Source organism: Rhizobium sp. WSM4643 (assembly GCF_025152745.1).
GTDB lineage: Bacteria > Pseudomonadota > Alphaproteobacteria > Rhizobiales > Rhizobiaceae > Rhizobium > Rhizobium leguminosarum_I.
In genome coordinates this window covers 33,743-48,847 of the sequence record NZ_CP104040.1, presented here as the reverse complement: position 1 = coordinate 48,847, position 15,105 = coordinate 33,743, and the positions used below count along the sequence as shown (strand labels likewise).

General features: G+C 61.9%; 16 protein-coding genes. 9 read left to right on the top strand and 7 right to left on the bottom strand.

Features of this window, described 5'->3' with window-relative positions:
• Positions 1-92 precede the first annotated feature (92 nt).
• Genes lptB through lptC form a run of 3 tightly spaced genes read right to left on the bottom strand, consistent with a single transcriptional unit; the run spans position 93 to position 2,226 of the window.
• Positions 93-869 carry an LPS export ABC transporter ATP-binding protein gene (gene lptB / locus N1937_RS00250; protein ID WP_020486179.1) on the bottom strand — a complete coding sequence of 259 codons (777 nt, stop codon included), beginning with the start codon at positions 867-869 and terminating at the stop codon, positions 93-95.
• A gap of 40 nt (positions 870-909) precedes the next feature.
• Complete coding sequence (locus tag N1937_RS00245; RefSeq protein ID WP_018070081.1) at positions 910-1,545, bottom strand: LptA/OstA family protein; 636 nt, start codon at positions 1,543-1,545, stop codon at positions 910-912.
• Between the two features lie 15 nt (positions 1,546-1,560).
• Positions 1,561-2,226, bottom strand: a complete 666-nt coding sequence (lptC, locus tag N1937_RS00240) for an LPS export ABC transporter periplasmic protein LptC (protein WP_162115395.1) — start codon at positions 2,224-2,226, stop codon at positions 1,561-1,563.
• 225 nt (positions 2,227-2,451) lie between these two features.
• On the opposite strand from lptC, the gene sppA reads away from it, so the two are divergent.
• The 3 genes from sppA to N1937_RS00225 all read left to right on the top strand — a co-directional run bounded on the left by sppA (position 2,452) and on the right by N1937_RS00225 (position 4,332).
• A complete protein-coding gene (sppA, locus tag N1937_RS00235) occupies positions 2,452-3,402 on the top strand; it encodes a signal peptide peptidase SppA (protein ID WP_170280298.1) in 951 nt (316 codons plus the stop codon).
• 29 nt (positions 3,403-3,431) lie between these two features.
• Positions 3,432-3,731: an integration host factor subunit beta gene (locus tag N1937_RS00230; RefSeq protein WP_003544934.1), complete on the top strand. Its 300-nt coding sequence runs from the start codon at positions 3,432-3,434 to the stop codon at positions 3,729-3,731.
• A gap of 268 nt (positions 3,732-3,999) precedes the next feature.
• On the top strand, positions 4,000-4,332 hold the full coding sequence (locus N1937_RS00225) for a LapA family protein (protein ID WP_017966752.1): 333 nt from the start codon (positions 4,000-4,002) through the stop codon (positions 4,330-4,332).
• Between the two features lie 39 nt (positions 4,333-4,371).
• Here N1937_RS00225 and N1937_RS00220 read toward each other — a convergent pair whose 3' ends face one another.
• Both N1937_RS00220 and N1937_RS00215 read right to left on the bottom strand, forming a co-directional pair.
• Positions 4,372-4,806, bottom strand: coding sequence for a GNAT family N-acetyltransferase (locus N1937_RS00220; RefSeq protein WP_260057167.1), 435 nt, complete (start codon positions 4,804-4,806; stop codon positions 4,372-4,374).
• A 37-nt stretch (positions 4,807-4,843) separates the two neighbouring features.
• Positions 4,844-5,299 (bottom strand): SRPBCC family protein, encoded by a 456-nt coding sequence (locus tag N1937_RS00215; RefSeq protein ID WP_260057166.1) that lies wholly within the window; start codon positions 5,297-5,299, stop codon positions 4,844-4,846.
• 68 nt (positions 5,300-5,367) lie between these two features.
• On the opposite strand from N1937_RS00215, the gene N1937_RS00210 reads away from it, so the two are divergent.
• From N1937_RS00210 to N1937_RS00185, 6 genes are all read left to right on the top strand, one after another.
• The gene (locus N1937_RS00210) at positions 5,368-6,015 is read left to right on the top strand and encodes an NUDIX hydrolase (RefSeq protein WP_260057165.1); all 648 of its coding nucleotides are present in this window, start codon (positions 5,368-5,370) and stop codon (positions 6,013-6,015) included.
• A 185-nt stretch (positions 6,016-6,200) separates the two neighbouring features.
• Positions 6,201-7,298, top strand: coding sequence for a class I SAM-dependent methyltransferase (locus N1937_RS00205; protein ID WP_260057164.1), 1,098 nt, complete (start codon positions 6,201-6,203; stop codon positions 7,296-7,298).
• Positions 7,295-8,155 (top strand): TrmH family RNA methyltransferase, encoded by an 861-nt coding sequence (locus N1937_RS00200; protein WP_260057163.1) that lies wholly within the window; start codon positions 7,295-7,297, stop codon positions 8,153-8,155. Before N1937_RS00205 ends, N1937_RS00200 begins: the two co-directional genes overlap by 4 nt.
• Positions 8,152-8,655 (top strand): signal peptidase II, encoded by a 504-nt coding sequence (gene lspA / locus N1937_RS00195; protein ID WP_260057162.1) that lies wholly within the window; start codon positions 8,152-8,154, stop codon positions 8,653-8,655. The genes N1937_RS00200 and lspA overlap by 4 nt, the downstream gene beginning before the upstream one ends.
• 55 nt (positions 8,656-8,710) lie before the next feature.
• A complete protein-coding gene (locus N1937_RS00190) occupies positions 8,711-10,993 on the top strand; it encodes a hybrid sensor histidine kinase/response regulator (protein WP_260057161.1) in 2,283 nt (760 codons plus the stop codon).
• Positions 10,994-11,101: 108 nt separating this feature from the next.
• Entirely contained in the window at positions 11,102-11,977 is an 876-nt protein-coding gene (locus N1937_RS00185) for a GNAT family N-acetyltransferase (RefSeq protein WP_222387259.1), read from the top strand.
• A gap of 37 nt (positions 11,978-12,014) precedes the next feature.
• Here N1937_RS00185 and N1937_RS00180 read toward each other — a convergent pair whose 3' ends face one another.
• Both N1937_RS00180 and N1937_RS00175 read right to left on the bottom strand, forming a co-directional pair.
• Positions 12,015-12,554 carry a L,D-transpeptidase family protein gene (locus N1937_RS00180; RefSeq protein ID WP_026154400.1) on the bottom strand — a complete coding sequence of 180 codons (540 nt, stop codon included), beginning with the start codon at positions 12,552-12,554 and terminating at the stop codon, positions 12,015-12,017.
• A gap of 163 nt (positions 12,555-12,717) precedes the next feature.
• On the bottom strand, positions 12,718-15,000 hold the full coding sequence (locus N1937_RS00175; RefSeq protein ID WP_017966743.1) for an NADP-dependent malic enzyme: 2,283 nt from the start codon (positions 14,998-15,000) through the stop codon (positions 12,718-12,720).
• Between the last annotated feature and the right edge of the window lie 105 nt (positions 15,001-15,105).

Below are 15,105 nucleotides of genomic sequence, written 5' to 3'. Positions count from 1 at the left end.
GGAAATCCAAGTTGGCCCAAAAATTGCTTTTTTATTGGATTTGGTCAAGCGGAACTATGCCGACAAGGTGAATTTCTGCGGGCGGCCCGGCATCAGAGGCTGAAATTGTCGCCGAGATAGAGCCGGCGCACTTCCGGATTGTTGACGATGTCATTCGCCCGGCCATGGGTCAGCACCTCACCGGCATGGATGATGTAGGCGCGGTCGATGAGACCCAGCGTCTCGCGCACATTGTGGTCGGTGATGAGAACGCCGATGCCGCGCGCCGTCAGGTGGTGAACGAGATTCTGGATGTCGGCGACCGAGATCGGGTCGACGCCGGCGAAGGGCTCGTCGAGCAACATGAAAGTCGGGTCTGTCGCTAGCGCACGCGCGATTTCGAGGCGGCGGCGCTCACCGCCGGAAAGGGCGACGGCGGCACTCTTGCGCAGCTTTTGGATATGGAATTCCTCCAGCAGCTCGTTCAGCTTCTGCTCGCGCTCGGCCTTGTCCTTCACATGCACTTCGAGGACGGCGCGGATATTCTGTTCCACCGTCAGCCCGCGGAAGATCGAGGCTTCCTGCGGCAGGTAACCGACGCCAAGGCGCGACCGGCGGTACATCGGCATGGTCGTGACGTCGTTGCCGTCGATCTCGATTGTGCCTTCATCCACCGGCACAAGGCCGGTGATCATATAAAAACAGGTGGTCTTGCCGGCGCCGTTCGGGCCGAGCAGGCCAACGGCCTCGCCACGGCGCACCACCAGCGAAACGCCGTTGACGACGCGCCGCGTCGCATAGGTCTTCGTCAGACCGCGTGCGATCAGCGTTCCCTGATAGCGGCTCTTGTCGGCAGCACCCGCAGCTTGTGGCCCGGGCTTGCCGAACATGGTGGATAGCGATGATAATTTCACGTGGGAGGCCGGCTTCTCAGTTCTGCTTCTGCTGCGGTGTATTCGGCTTCGATTTCGGATCGAGCTGAATCTGGACACGCCCGCCGCAGCTTTCAAGCTCCGCCTGGCCAGTCTGCATGTGAACCGTCAGTTTGCAGCCGGTGAAGACGTTCGGCCCGTCCGACAGAATAACCTTGTTCCCCTCATCTGCCGTGAGGATGAATGTCTGCGAGGCCATGTCGAAATTGCCGTCATCGGCGGTCGCCGTCTGCGTGCCAGAGGTCAAGAGGACCTTGTCCGTCACCAGGATCTTGTCGATATCAGCACTTCCCGATGCAAGCGAGGCCGACTGCTCCGGCTGGGCGGCGGGTTGCGCGCCGTCAGCAGCCGGCTTTGCCGCCTTGTCCTTGTAATAGACGGTCATCTTGCCGGACTGCATCGTCGTCGTGCCCTGGACGACCTTGACCTTGCCGGTGAAGAGCGCGGTGTGTTCCTGGTCATGGATCTCAAGCTTGTCGCTTTCGATCTGGATCGGCTGGTCGTTGGAAAGCTTCATGCCCGACATCGTGGTCGACTGCGCACCCGCGCCCGAGGCCGTCAGAATAAGGGCAAATGCGCCGGCAATGAATGCCATGCCTGTCTTGCAAGTGGAAATGCGACAATCTTTTGTCATGGATGACCCGGCTGGTTAAGTGCCCTGTTTATGGATGGTGGATGGATCGACATTCATTCGAACATTCCCCTCGAATGTGATCACCCGCCCCTTATCGGTTATCTGAAGCGTCTTCGCAACAATGGAGGCATTGTCCTTGGTGATGGTGACGGGGTCGTCGCTCCGCATGTTGCCGCCCTTGATGTCGAGCTGCGCGGACTGGAAATTCGCATTGAGGCCGCTGCTCAGCACCAGAGTGAAGGGGGCCGTCATATGCAGGTTGTCGGTGGCGCGGTTGTAATCGGCAGTCGAGGCGACGACGCGGGCGATCAGGCCGTCATTCATCGGCACGGCGGCCTTAATCGTCTCGAGCGTGATGAGATTGGGATTGCGGATATCCTGAAGGGCCCTTTCGGCCAGCATCGAATAGTTGATGCCGTCGGAATTGCGTCCTGATATCGCCGGCTTTTCCATCACGACCTTGCCGTTCTCGATCTTGGCGCCTTCCATCTTGACATTCTCGGGCAGATAGATGCTGACCAACGCCACCGCCGTGAGGCTCGCCGCGATGGTGAGGGCCGCCACCGGCAGCAATATCTTCAGCCGCCGCACGCGGGCGGAATGGAACAACGCGTCGCCATAGGCGCTCCTGCCGGACCCTGAATAGGCGGCATGTCCGTTGTTCTTCAGGGTATCGAGCATAGGCCTCGTCCATGTGCGGTGATCGCCGCGCCTCAATAACAAAGCGGGCCGCCAATCACAGTTCGTTTCGCATTATTACATTGGCTTGCCAATATGGAATTTTTTCTGCAACAAGCAACACAACGGAAAAACATTCAAAAGTGGCATTCGTACGGGCCGCTGCCACCCTATTTCACCGGATTGATCGGCGGCATGCCGAAGCCGGTGCCAGCGCTGGAGGTTTCCATGGACAGTTCGATCATCGCGGATCGCCGGCGGCTGCGCCGCAAGCTCGGCTTCTGGCGCCTCTTCGCGGTGGCCCTCATCGTGGCACTTGGTTTCGCCTTCTACCACTTTGCCCTCGGCGATGCCGGGACGCAGCGCCCGCATATCGCCCATGTGACGATATCCGGGCTGATCGTCGATGACGACGAGCTTCTGGAGCGGCTGAAGAAGGTCGAGACCAACGACCAGGTGAAGGCGGCGGTGATTTCGATCTCCTCGCCCGGCGGCACGACCTATGGCGGCGAAAAAATCTTCAAGGCGATCCGTGCGATATCGGCCAAGAAGCCTGTCGTCTCCGACGTGCGCACGCTTGCCGCCTCCGCCGGATACATGATCGCCACCGCCGGCGATACGATCATTGCCGGCGACAGCTCGATCACCGGCTCGATCGGCGTCATCTTCCAGTATCCGCAGATCCAGCCGCTGCTCGACAAGATCGGCGTCTCGCTGCAGGAGATCAAGTCTTCGCCGCTGAAGGCAGAGCCCTCGCCCTTCCACGAGGCGAGCGAAGAGGCCAAGGCGATGATCCGCAGCATGGTGGTCGACAGCTATAACTGGTTCGTCGACCTGGTTGCCGACCGGCGCAAGCTGCCGCGCGACGAGGTGCTGAAACTGGCCGACGGAACGATCTATACCGGCCGCCAGGCGCTGAAGGTGAAACTCGTCGATGCAATTGGCGGCGAGGCTGAGATTCGCGCCTATCTGAAGTCGCGCGGCGTCGACAGCGAACTGCCGATGGTGGACTGGGACAAGAAGAGCAATACGCCCTTTCTGCTCGCTGGGGCTGTTTCGCGGTTGATTACGATCTTCGGTTATGATGATGTCATGAAAACCCAGGATATCAATGGAATCCTGCCCCCAAAGTTGCTTCTTGACGGGCTGCTTTCAGTTTGGCAGGTTGGCCACGATTGATAAGAAATCAATAATTTAAGGGGGCGAATGTGATCAAGTCCGAATTGGTGCAGATTGTTGCGGCACGCAACCCGCATCTCTATCATCGCGACGTCGAGAATATCGTCAACGCGGTTCTCGACGAGATCACGGATGCACTGGCTGCGGGCAACCGTGTCGAATTGCGCGGCTTTGGCGCCTTTTCGGTCAAGAACCGCCCTTCCCGCTCCGGCCGCAACCCGCGGACCGGCGATACCGTCTTCGTCGAGGAGAAGTGGGTTCCCTTCTTCAAGACCGGCAAGGAACTGCGCGAGCGGCTCAATCCCGGCCAGGCCGACGAAGAGGATTGAGCAGTTGCTCAAGCATGTCGCGCAAAAGTGTGCAGCGGATTTGCGATAACGACATGCATCGACATAAAGACCTAAAGCGTGCGGAGCAAATCTGAAAGATTGCGACGCGCTTTAGCCGCCTGCGGCAAAACCGCACTTGAACTCGAGGGCCGTTTTCCTATTCTGGCGACGCATCGTATTTTACGCCTCTCACAAAGATGCGCGGCGCAGTAAGGACGAAACGCGCCCTGAAAAAAGACCGGCGCAATCTGCCGCGTGGAGACCTCAAATGGCCAAGAAGATCGTCAACCTGTTGATTCTGCTGCCGCTCGGCGTCATCCTCATCGTCTTTTGCGTCGCCAACCGGCAGAGCGTCACGCTCGCCTTCAATCCGTTCCGGCCCGAAGACCAAGTGCTTGCAGTTTCCGCGCCCTTCTTCGTCTTCCTGTTCATCGCGCTGATCACAGGCATGCTGATCGGTGCGGCCGCCACCTGGTTCAGCCAGGGCAAACACCGCAAACGCGCCCGCACCGAGGCCAAGGAAGCCATTCGCTGGCAAGGCGAGGCCGACCGCCACAAAAACCGTGCCGAGGAAATCGCCGGGCAGCTGCCGGCGCGGTAAAGCCGGATTGGCATGTCGACGGCCAGTTTTGGCGGCGTCTCAAACCGGAAAAAAGCTCAATTCCTCATAGTCACCCTCCGGCGAGGCGCCGTTGCCGGTCACCTGGAACCCGTGGGAAAGGTAGAACGCCTTTGCCCGCCGGTTCTTCACCAGGCATTTCAGCCTGTACCGGTGTTGCGGCCATTCCGGCAGGGCGTGCAGCAGCGCCGTGCCAGCGCCCTGCCCCTGGAATTCAGGACTGATATAGAGCATGTGGATGAAATCGTCTTCCGGCCAGAGCGACAGGAAGCCGGCGACGCTGCCGTTTTCATGCGCGCAGACGAAGACCGTCTCGCCATTCGTATGGACGGCGAAATCCTCGCGATAGAACTTGCCGGGATCGACCCAGACGAATGTTTCGCGGCGCACGGAAAGATAAATCTCCGCGAGCATTTCCTGGTCTTCCGCCCGCGGCGGCCTGATGGTCCACGTCATGACGTCGATTTAAACAAACCCTCAGCCCGCGCCAAGCCTAACCGGCCGCCATCTTCGCGACGACAGCGGCATTGAAATCCGAAAAGAACCCTTCGGCGAGCTTCTTCGAGGTCGAATCGAGCAGGCGGGCACCGAGCTGGGCGAGCCTGCCACCGAGTTCGGCCTTCGACCGGTACTGCAGTATGGTCTCGGCACCCCTTTCCTCGAGCACGACATCGGCGCTGCCCCTGGCGAAGCCGGCAAGACCGCCCTTGCCTTCGGCCGACAACGTGTAGCTCTTCGGCGCATCCACATTGGAAAGCGTCAGCAGCCCATGAAAGGTGGCAGACAGCAGGCTGAACTTGACCTTGATCGTCGCCTCGAAAGCGCTCGGCGACAGCCGCTCGATGCTCTGACAACCTGGGATGCAACCGCGCATGATCTCGGGATCGTTGAGCGCTGCCCAGACGACGTCCCGCGGCGCGGCGATGCGTTCTTCGCCGGTGAAATCCATTCGATAGCCCCATCTCCGATCGGTTCATCTTATCCCAGCGGGAAAGCGCTTTGCCAAGGCGGGACGGAATGTTATCTGCCGGGCTCCGACCTGGCACATATTTGACACACATAGGGGATGGGCCGATGAACGACGAACTGAAGCCGTGGAGCGTGACGGCAAGCCGCATCACCTATGAAGATCGCTGGATCCGGGTCCGGAGCGACGATTGCGTCACTGCCGATGGAACCGTCATCGCGCCATTCCATGTGCTCGATTATCCTGACTGGATCAACGTCATTCCGCTGATGCCCGACGGGCGCGTGCTGCTGACGCGGGAATACCGGCACGGCCGCGGCGAGATCGTGGCCGGTCTCGTCGCCGGCGGCGTCGAACCCGGCGATAGCAAGACCGGCGATGCGGCAATGGCGGCGGCACGGCGCGAGCTGCGGCAAGAGACCGGCTATGAAGCCTCCACCTTCGTCAAGCTGCTCACCTCCTATCCGAATGCCGCCAACCACAGCAATGTGGTGACGAGCTGGCTGGCGCTCGGCCTGAGCAAGGTCGGCGAACCGGCATTCGACCCCGGCGAGAAGGTCGACCTGCTGTTTGCGGATCTTGCTGCCATCCTGAGCGACCTGCAGTCCGGCGCCGTCATCATGCAATCGATGCATGTCGCAGCGCTCTATGCGGCGGAAAGCTGGCTTCGCACACAGACCTTCGAGGGCTTGAAATAGGCGCCGCGCCGAGTGACCCTGTCGTTTGCCCGGGCCAGGTCGGCTGCGCAGTTGATCCGGCACGGTTTTCTGCGCTACTGCATAATTCAAGTGCTGCAGCGTCCTTTGCGCGTCTCAAAAGACGCACGGCGCTGTGGCGGACGCAAAGCCGATAAGCCACCCCGACAGAGATGCGGAAGAGCACGTTGAAACAAAGAGAAGGCCGGCCGGGCCAGAAGAAAACATCAGGTCCTTCCGGTGAAAGCCGCAGGGACGATCAGGCACGCCGGCCGCCAAAGCCGGTCGCGCGGCCCGCGGCAACCCGCGAGGCGGTGCGCGAGGCTGCTGTGCCTGCCGCCGTTGTGCGTCCCCTGATGACACGCAGCGGCGAGCGTCCGACGGAGCGCGTGCCCGTCATCCTCGAATCGCTCGGGGCCGGCGACTTCCACCTGATCGACAGCGGCAACGGCGAAAAGCTCGAGCAATACGGCCCCTACCGCATCATCCGCCCCGAGGCCCAAGCGCTGTGGCGGCCTTCGCTGGCGCCCCAAGTCTGGGAAAAGGTCGATGCCGTCTTCACCGGCGACACCGACGAGGAAGGCACGGGCCGCTGGCGCTTCCCGAAAGAGGCGCTCGGCGAGACCTGGCCGCTCAATCTGCTCGGCGTCGATTTCCTCGGTCGCTTCACCTCCTTCCGTCATGTCGGCGTCTTTCCCGAGCAGATCGTCCACTGGAGCTGGATGAAGGAGCAGGCCGAAAAGGCCGGCCGGCCGCTGAAGGTGCTGAATCTCTTCGGTTATACCGGCGTCGCCTCGCTTGTCGCCGCCGCAGCCGGCGCCGAGGTCACCCATGTCGACGCCTCGAAGAAGGCGATCGGCTGGGCAAGGGAAAACCAGGCGCTCGGGCGCATGGAGAAACTGCCGATCCGCTGGATCTGCGAGGATGCGATGAAATTCATCCTGCGCGAAGAACGCCGCGGCAGCCAGTACGATATCATTCTCACCGACCCGCCGAAATTCGGCCGCGGCCCCAATGGCGAAGTCTGGCACCTCTTCGAGCATCTGCCATTGATGCTCGATGTCTGCCGCGAGATCCTGTCGCCAAAGGCAGTGGGCCTGGTGCTGACGGCCTATTCGATCCGCGCCAGCTTCTATTCGATCCACGAGTTGATGCGCGAGACGATGCGCGGCGCCGGCGGCGTGGTCGAATCCGGCGAGCTGGTGATTCGCGAAGCCGGCACCGACGGCAGGACGCAGGGCCGCGCGCTTTCCACCTCCCTCTTTTCCCGCTGGGTGCCGAAATGAGCAAGGACTTCCACGATCAGGGGCCGCGCAGGGTCGGACAGGTGAAGGAAGTCACCTCGCTTGCCAATCCGATCATCAAGGACATCAAGGCGCTGACGAACAAGAAGTCGCGCGAGGAAAGCGGCACTTTCCTCGCCGAAGGGCTGAAGCTCGTCATCGATGCGATCGAACTCGGCTGGGCGATCCGCACGCTGGTCTATGCCAAGGCCGCCAAAGGCAAGCCGCTGGTCGAGCAGATGGCGGCAAGGACCGTCGCCTCGGGCGGGCTGGTGCTCGAAGTCAGCGAAAAAGTGATCGCCTCGATCACCCGCCGCGACAATCCGCAAATGGTCGTCGGCATCTTCGAGCAGCGCTGGACACCGCTCAAGGGTATCCGGCCAAGGGATGGCGAGACATGGGTGGCGCTCGACCGGGTGCGTGACCCCGGCAATCTCGGCACCATCATCCGCACGGCCGATGCGGCCGGCGCTTCCGGCATCATTCTTCTAGGAGAAACGACCGATCCTTTTTCGCTCGAAACCGTGCGGGCCACCATGGGCTCGGTCTTTGCCGTTCCGGTCGCGCGGGCGACACCTGAGGAATTCATCGCCTGGCGGAAATCGGCCGGCGTTTCCGTCGTCGCGACGCATCTTGCCGGCGCGGTCGATTACCGGACGATCGACTACCGGAAAAAGCCGGTCGTGCTCCTGATGGGCAACGAACAATCCGGCCTGCCCGAGCAGTTGGCCAGGGAGGCCGACGCGCTTGCCCGCATTCCGCAGCAGGGCCGCGCCGATTCGCTGAACCTCGCCGTCGCCACCGCCGTCATGCTTTTCGAGGCGCGCCGCCATCTCCTCTCACTTGCCGAGGGCAAATGACCGAACAGACGCATGCACGCTCCGCGCTGTTTTCGCGGCCGGCACCGATCCTCTTCTTCATCGTCGTCGCCGTTCTCATCGACCAGGTCGTCAAGATCACCGTTGATCATTACCTGCCGCTGCAGGAGGCGGTGCCGGTTATTCCGATGCTGGCGCTCTACCGCACCTACAATCTCGGCGTCGCCTTTTCGATGCTGTCTGGCATGGACGGCTGGTTCATCGTCGGCATGCGGCTCGTCATCGTCGCCTTCGTCATCTGGCTGTGGCACCGCACGGCGAAGGACCGCTGGATCGCTCATCTCGGTTATGCGCTGATCATCGCAGGCGCGATCGGCAACCTCGTCGACCGCTTCGCCTATGGACATGTGATCGATTACATTCTTTTCTACACCGAGAGCTGGTCCTTCGCGGTCTTCAATCTCGCCGACAGTTTCATCACCATCGGCGCCGGTTGTGTCATTCTCGACGAGCTGCTGCTGCCAAAAAAGGCCGGCCGCTAAAATCTTATCGAAATCCTGAAGGCATTCGGAACGGGCCTCATGTTATCCAGATAGCATGCAGAACCTGGGACAGTTGCAGGAAAGATTGTCCGCCGCCTTCGGTGGACCCGCCGCCAAGCCGCATGAGAAGCGGATGGAGGCCCCTTCCTCACGACCCGGCGCATCGACACCTCAGGGAGCCGATGATCGTCAGAGGGGAACCGCACCGACAAGGCGGCTGCTGTTCTACTGGCTGGGCGGCGCCGGCCTTCTTGCCGCAACGATCCTGATGCTGCTTGCCCATGCCGGCGATCCGTTGCTTCTTTCGGGCGGCCTTGTCGTTCTTGGCCTTGCCGTCATTGCCGGTTATGCCCTGCTGATGGTTCGGCCGCGCAAGGCCGGGCAGGGCCCCGGCAAATCCCTGCAGGATTGGAACGCTGGCGCAAAGCTGTTTGCCGACGTGCACGACGTGCTCGGCGACATCACGGTCAGCCGGACCATGGACCGGTGCATCATCTCCGCCAACGATACTTTTCGCCGCCTGAGCGGGCGGCTGCGTCCGGAAGGAAAAACCTGCGAGGAGATCGGGCTTGCCTTCCGCCCCGGCCCGATACCGCACTGCTACGATGTCGAGATCTCGACACCGGAGGGCCAGCGCATCTTCCTCTGGCGCGACGTCGTCACCCGCGACCCGGCAAATGGCCGCCTGCTGTTGCAGAGCGTTGCCCGCGACGTGACCGACGAGCGGCTCATCGCGCAGGGTCGCGAAGAGGCCCGGCAAAAAGCCGAATATAACAGCGCCGCCAAATCGAGGTTGCTTGCCACTGTCAGCCACGAGGTGCGCACGCCGCTTTCCGGCATCCTCGGCATGACGCATCTGATCGCTGAGACGCGGCTGACGCAGGAACAGCAGAACTATCTCGCGAACATCCGCCAGTCCGGCCATGCGCTGACGCAACTCGTCGAGGACCTGCTCGACTTCTCCACCATCGAGGTCGGCCGTTTCGCGCTGCACCCGCGCTCGGAATCGTTGCGCAAGCTTCTGGAAAGCGTCGTCGAGATGCTCGCCCACCGGGCGCATGAAAAGGGTATCGAGATCGGCGCCACAGTGTCGTCCGACGTGCCCGAAAATATGAACTTCGACCCGGCGCGGCTGCGTCAGGTCCTCTTCAACGTCATCGGCAATGCGGTGAAATTCACCCAGGTCGGCGGCGTCTTCATCCGCGTATCGCTCGACCCCGGCGATATTTTGATCACCGTCACCGATAGCGGTCCCGGCATGACGACGGAGGAGCAGGCGCGCGTCTTCGGCGAGTTCGAGCAAGGTGGGAGTGTTGCCGACAAGAGCAGCGGGACCGGGCTCGGCCTTGCCATCTCCGCCCGCATCATGCGCGAATTTAACGGCGCGCTGACGGTTGCCAGCGAAAAGGGTAAAGGCAGCGAATTCACCATCCGCTTCCCTGTCGATATCGGCAGCGAGCGCCCCGACCGGCGAAACACGCTGCTTGCCGGCAACAGTGTCGTGCTGCTGGCCCCAGCCGGTGCGGCGCGCACAGCCATTGCCGAGACGATCACCACGCTCGGCGGCCTCTGCCATCTCGTCGGCGACGGCGAGACGGCGCGGGCAACGCTGCTCGGCTTGGCAAAGGGCGGACGGCGGCCGACCGATATCATCATCGACCACCGGATGTCGGCGGAATTTTCCGCCCATCTTGCCGATCGCGCCGAAATCGCCGCGCTTGGCCTGCGCAAGGTGCTGCTCGTCAATCCGGAAGAGCGTAGCGCCCATCCGCTCGACCTTTTCGACGCCTGGCTCATCCGCCCCCTGCGCGAGCAGTCGCTGATCGACGTGCTGCGCGGGCGCATGCGCGGCATGGAGAAACGCGACGCGCTGAACGACAACCAGCCGGGCTTCGGCCTTTCGGTGGCGGAGACATTTGTTGCCGCCAGCGGGCTCAGCATCCTGCTCGGCGAGGACGACCCGATCAATGCCATGCTGGTCCGCGTCGTCCTGGAAAAAGGCGGACATAAGGTGCGCCATGTCGAAGATTTCGAGGCCCTGCTCGACTACGCGCTCTGCGAGGCGAATGCCCGGCCCGACATCATCATCAGCGACCTCTCGATGCCTGGTGGTAACGGCATCGAAATGCTGGGACGCCTGCGCGGCCATGAACGGCGGCTCGATCTTGCCTCGGTGCCGGTGATCGTGCTGACCGCCGACAAGAGCGACGAATCGCGCCGCCAGGTCTTGCTCAACGGCGCCAACCGCGTCATGGTAAAGCCGGTCGATCCGGTGCGGCTGCTGACCGAAGTTCAGGCGGTTGCCGCCCTTTCCGCCCGCCGGGCAGAGGCGCGGTGAGCGCCTCAAAAACCGGCACGCTTCTTGCGCCTGGAAATTCAAAATGTCACTTTCCTGTCGCAGAGAAGTGTTTTATGGCGTCGATAAGCCGGCAACGGGAGAATCGTCATGTCCGCCATCGACATCCTGAATCGTGACACCACCGCGGAGCCCGCACGGCCCTCGACGGCTGTACAGAAGGACGGCGATATCCTCGGCCGCATCGGCAATCTGGAGACCCGCCTTGCCCGCACGGCACGCGAGATCGATGCCGCCCAGGCCGTGCGCTACCGCGTCTTCGTCGACGAAATGAAGGCGCAGCTGCCGCTGGATGCCATGCGCCGCCAGCGCGACGTCGATGCCTATGACGCCGTCTGCGATCATCTTCTCGTTCTCGACCGCTCGATCGAGGGCGACCCGGAAGACCAGATCGTCGGCACCTACAGGCTGTTGCGTCAAGATGTCGCCATCGCCAATGGCGGTTTTTACTCGGCTTCCGAATTCGAAATCGACGGCCTCATCGCCAAACATCCGGACAAGCGCTTCATGGAGCTCGGCCGTTCCTGCGTGCTGCCGGAATACCGCACCAAGCGCACTGTCGAGCTGCTGTGGCAGGGGAACTGGGCCTATGCGCTGAAGCATGGCGTCAGCGCCATGTTCGGCTGCGCCTCTTTCCCCGGCGTCTATCTCGAAAGCCACGCGCTGGCGCTGTCCTTCCTCCATCACAATGTGCTGGCGAAGAACGAATGGGCCGTCGGCGCCCTGCCGCATCTGGCCCGCAACATGGACCTGATGCCGGTCGAGGCCATCAACCCGAAGCGGGCGCTGATGGCCCTGCCGCCGCTGATCAAGGGCTATCTGCGCCTCGGTGCGATGGTGGGCTCCAGCGCGGTCGTCGATCATGCCTTCAACACGACCGACGTGCTGATCGTGCTGCCGATCACCAGCATTTCGGACCGTTACCTGAATTATTACGGCGCCGACGCCGGCCGCTTCGCGAGCTAGAACCTTTCCTAGAGCCTTTCCGGGCGCCGGCAATGCTTCAGGGCACGATCTCTATCGGGGTATGGGTGGGGACGCGGGCCCAGATATCGCGCATCTCCGCGTTGGTTACGGCAACACACCCATCCGTCCAATCCCAAAGGTGATGGACGTTTCCGAATAGGCCCCAGCCATTGGGAAGCCCGTGGATCATGATATCGCCCCCGGCTGGAAAGCCTCCGGCTTCAGCGTTGCGCCGATCATCCGTGTTTGGATAGGAAATGTGCAGGCTCAGATAGTCCATCGACTTTGGATTTCGCCAGTCTATTTCATAACGCCCTTCAGGTGTTTTCTCGTCACCTTCTCGTTGCTTGGGCCCCGCATCGGCAGCCGTGCCGAGAGAAATCCGGTATGTAGAGATGGGAGCATCGCCTCTGAGAAGGACCATGCGACGTTCGGATTTATAAACGCGAATGAGGTCGGCCCGTTGTTCCAATGGCGCATCTGGAGGCGGCGAGCCTGAGCCGACCCTGGCCATCAATTTCGTATAAGCGAAAGAGCTGGCGACCACGATGGCCAAAACGACAAGCTTGTTTCTCAACATGATCTCATCTTCAGGAGCTGCGCTCGAGGCTGGGCATGATCGGCCGGCAACGGCTAGAGCATGATGCCCTCACCCTTCGGCGCCATTTTAAGCCGGATAAGCGCCCAGCCGACGCGCTGTCGGCCGGGCACCAATAAGCGCCTCACATGCGCAAGCGAGTTTACGAACCCCCGTAGGCGGCGATCGCCGCCATATTGACGATGTCGCTGTCCTTGGCGCCCATCGAGGTGATCTGCACCGGCTTGTCGAGGCCGACGAGGATCGGGCCGATGACGGTGGAGCCACCGAGCTCCTGCAGCATCTTGGTCGAGATCGAGGCCGAGTGGAAAGCCGGCATGACGAGGACGTTGGCCGGCCCGGAGAGGCGGCAGAAGGGATATTGCTCCATCACCTTGCGGTTCAGGGCGACGTCCGCCGCCATCTCGCCGTCATATTCGAAATCGACGCGGCGCTTGTCGAGGATCTTCACCGCCTCGCGCACCCGCTCGGAGCGTTCGCCTGAGGGGTGGCCGAAGGTGGAATAGGCAAGCATGGCGACACGCGGCGGATAACCCATGCGCCGCGCCAGACCTGCGGCCTCTTCGGCGATATCGGCAAGCTCTACGGCGGTCGGCATATCGTGCACCGCGGTATCGGCAACGAAGACCGTGCGGCCGCGGCAGAGCGCCAGCGACACGCCGATGACGCGGTGGCCTGGCTTCTCGTCAATGCAGCGGCGCACATCTTCGAGCGCCGTCGAATAGTTTCGGGTAATGCCCGTCACCATGCCGTCGGCGTCGCCGAGCGCCACCATGGTGGCGGCGAAGTGGTTGCGGTCGTTATGGATCAGGCGCTGGGCGTCGCGATGGAGATAACCCTGCCGCTGCAGCCTGGCATAGAGATAGTCGATATAGGCCTCGACCCGGGTCGAAAGCCGGGCATTGACGATTTCGAGACCGGGCCGGTTGAGATCGATGCCGGCGCGTTCCGCCGTCGCCCGGATCAGATCCTCGCGGCCGAGCAGGATGGCGGTGCCGAGCTGCTGGTTGGCGTAGGACATGGCGGCGCGCAGGACCTGCTCTTCCTCGGCCTCGGCAAAGACGATTCGCTTCGGGCGGCGGCGGACGCGCTCGTAAAGGCTGGCAAGTGTCGAGGCGATCGGATCGCGACGCGCCGAAAGCTCGCGGGCATAACCCTCCATGTCGGTGATGACCTTGCGGGCGACGCCGCTTTCGATCGCGGCTTGCGCGACCGCGACCGGGATCGCCGAGATCAGGCGCGGATCGAAGGGAACGGGGATGATGTATTGCGAGCCGAAACGCGGCCGGTTGCCCTGATAGGCGGCAACCACGTCATCCGGCACATCCTCGCGGGCAAGGTTTGCCAGCGCGTTGACGGCGGCGATCTTCATCGCATCGTTGATTGTCGACGCGCGGACATCGAGAGCGCCGCGGAAGATATAGGGAAAGCCGAGGACGTTGTTGACTTGGTTCGGATAGTCCGAGCGGCCGGTCGCCATGATGGCGTCGTCGCGAATGCGAGCCACCTCTTCCGGCGTGATCTCGGGATCGGGGTTGGCCATGGCGAAGATGATTGGCCGCTCCGCCATCGAGCGGATCATCTTGGCCGAAAACGCACCTTTCTGCGACAGGCCGAGAATGACATCCGCGCCTTTCATCGCCTCTTCCAGCGTGCGCGCGTCGGTCTTTGCCGCATGCGCCGATTTCCACTGGTTCATGCCGTCGGTGCGGCCCTGGTAGATGACGCCCTTGGTATCGCAGAGGATGACGTTCTCAGGCGCAAAACCCATTGCCTTGATGAGTTCGACGCAGGCGATCGCCGCAGCACCGGCACCGTTGCAGACGAGCTTCGTCGTCTTCAGGTCGCGGCCGGTCAGCTCCAGCGCGTTGATCAGGCCGGCAGCGGCAATGATCGCCGTTCCATGCTGGTCGTCATGGAAGACGGGAATGTCCATCAGCTCGCGCAGCCGGCTTTCGATGACGAAACAATCCGGCGCCTTGATATCCTCGAGGTTGATGCCGCCGAAGGAAGGACCGAGGAAGCGCACGCAGTTGATGAACTCGTCGACATTTTCCGTATCGATCTCGAGGTCGATGGAATCGACGTCGGCGAAGCGCTTGAAGAGCACCGCCTTGCCTTCCATGACGGGCTTCGAAGCCAGCGCGCCGAGATTGCCGAGACCGAGGATTGCCGTGCCGTTGGAAATGACCGCAACCATATTTCCCCGCGCCGTGTAATCGTAAGCCGTCTGCGGATCGGCGGCGATTGCCTTCACGGGCACGGCAACACCCGGCGAATAGGCAAGCGAAAGGTCGCGCTGCGTCGCCATCGGCTTGGTCGCGTTGATCTCCAGCTTGCCGGGCCGGCCCATTGCGTGAAAATCGAGCGCCTCCTGGTCGGTAACAGACGTTACCAGCCGGTCCTTCTTATCGATATCGGGCATAAATCCTCCAACGTCCTGTGGGCGACGCTTTGCTCTTCCTCAAATGCTGTTGTCATCTATAGCGGCGCGCGGATAGGGTTGGCACCTGTTTTTTTGGGAAAAACT

Excerpts from the sequence above, each read along its gene's own strand:
- lspA (WP_260057162.1), top strand. The coding sequence starts at position 8,152 with ATGACCGAACAGACGCATGCACGCTCCGCGCTGTTTTCGCGGCCGGCA.
- N1937_RS00220 (WP_260057167.1), bottom strand. The coding sequence starts at position 4,806 with ATGACGTGGACCATCAGGCCGCCGCGGGCGGAAGACCAGGAAATGCTC.
- sppA (WP_170280298.1), top strand. The coding sequence starts at position 2,452 with ATGGACAGTTCGATCATCGCGGATCGCCGGCGGCTGCGCCGCAAGCTC.
- N1937_RS00185 (WP_222387259.1), top strand. The coding sequence starts at position 11,102 with ATGTCCGCCATCGACATCCTGAATCGTGACACCACCGCGGAGCCCGCA.
- N1937_RS00245 (WP_018070081.1), bottom strand. The coding sequence starts at position 1,545 with ATGACAAAAGATTGTCGCATTTCCACTTGCAAGACAGGCATGGCATTC.
- lptC (WP_162115395.1), bottom strand. The coding sequence starts at position 2,226 with ATGCTCGATACCCTGAAGAACAACGGACATGCCGCCTATTCAGGGTCC.
- N1937_RS00200 (WP_260057163.1), top strand. The coding sequence starts at position 7,295 with ATGAGCAAGGACTTCCACGATCAGGGGCCGCGCAGGGTCGGACAGGTG.
- N1937_RS00210 (WP_260057165.1), top strand. The coding sequence starts at position 5,368 with ATGTTATCTGCCGGGCTCCGACCTGGCACATATTTGACACACATAGGG.
- N1937_RS00175 (WP_017966743.1), bottom strand. The coding sequence starts at position 15,000 with ATGCCCGATATCGATAAGAAGGACCGGCTGGTAACGTCTGTTACCGAC.
- N1937_RS00215 (WP_260057166.1), bottom strand. The coding sequence starts at position 5,299 with ATGGATTTCACCGGCGAAGAACGCATCGCCGCGCCGCGGGACGTCGTC.
- N1937_RS00225 (WP_017966752.1), top strand. The coding sequence starts at position 4,000 with ATGGCCAAGAAGATCGTCAACCTGTTGATTCTGCTGCCGCTCGGCGTC.
- lptB (WP_020486179.1), bottom strand. The coding sequence starts at position 869 with ATGTTCGGCAAGCCCGGGCCACAAGCTGCGGGTGCTGCCGACAAGAGC.
- N1937_RS00190 (WP_260057161.1), top strand. The coding sequence starts at position 8,711 with ATGCAGAACCTGGGACAGTTGCAGGAAAGATTGTCCGCCGCCTTCGGT.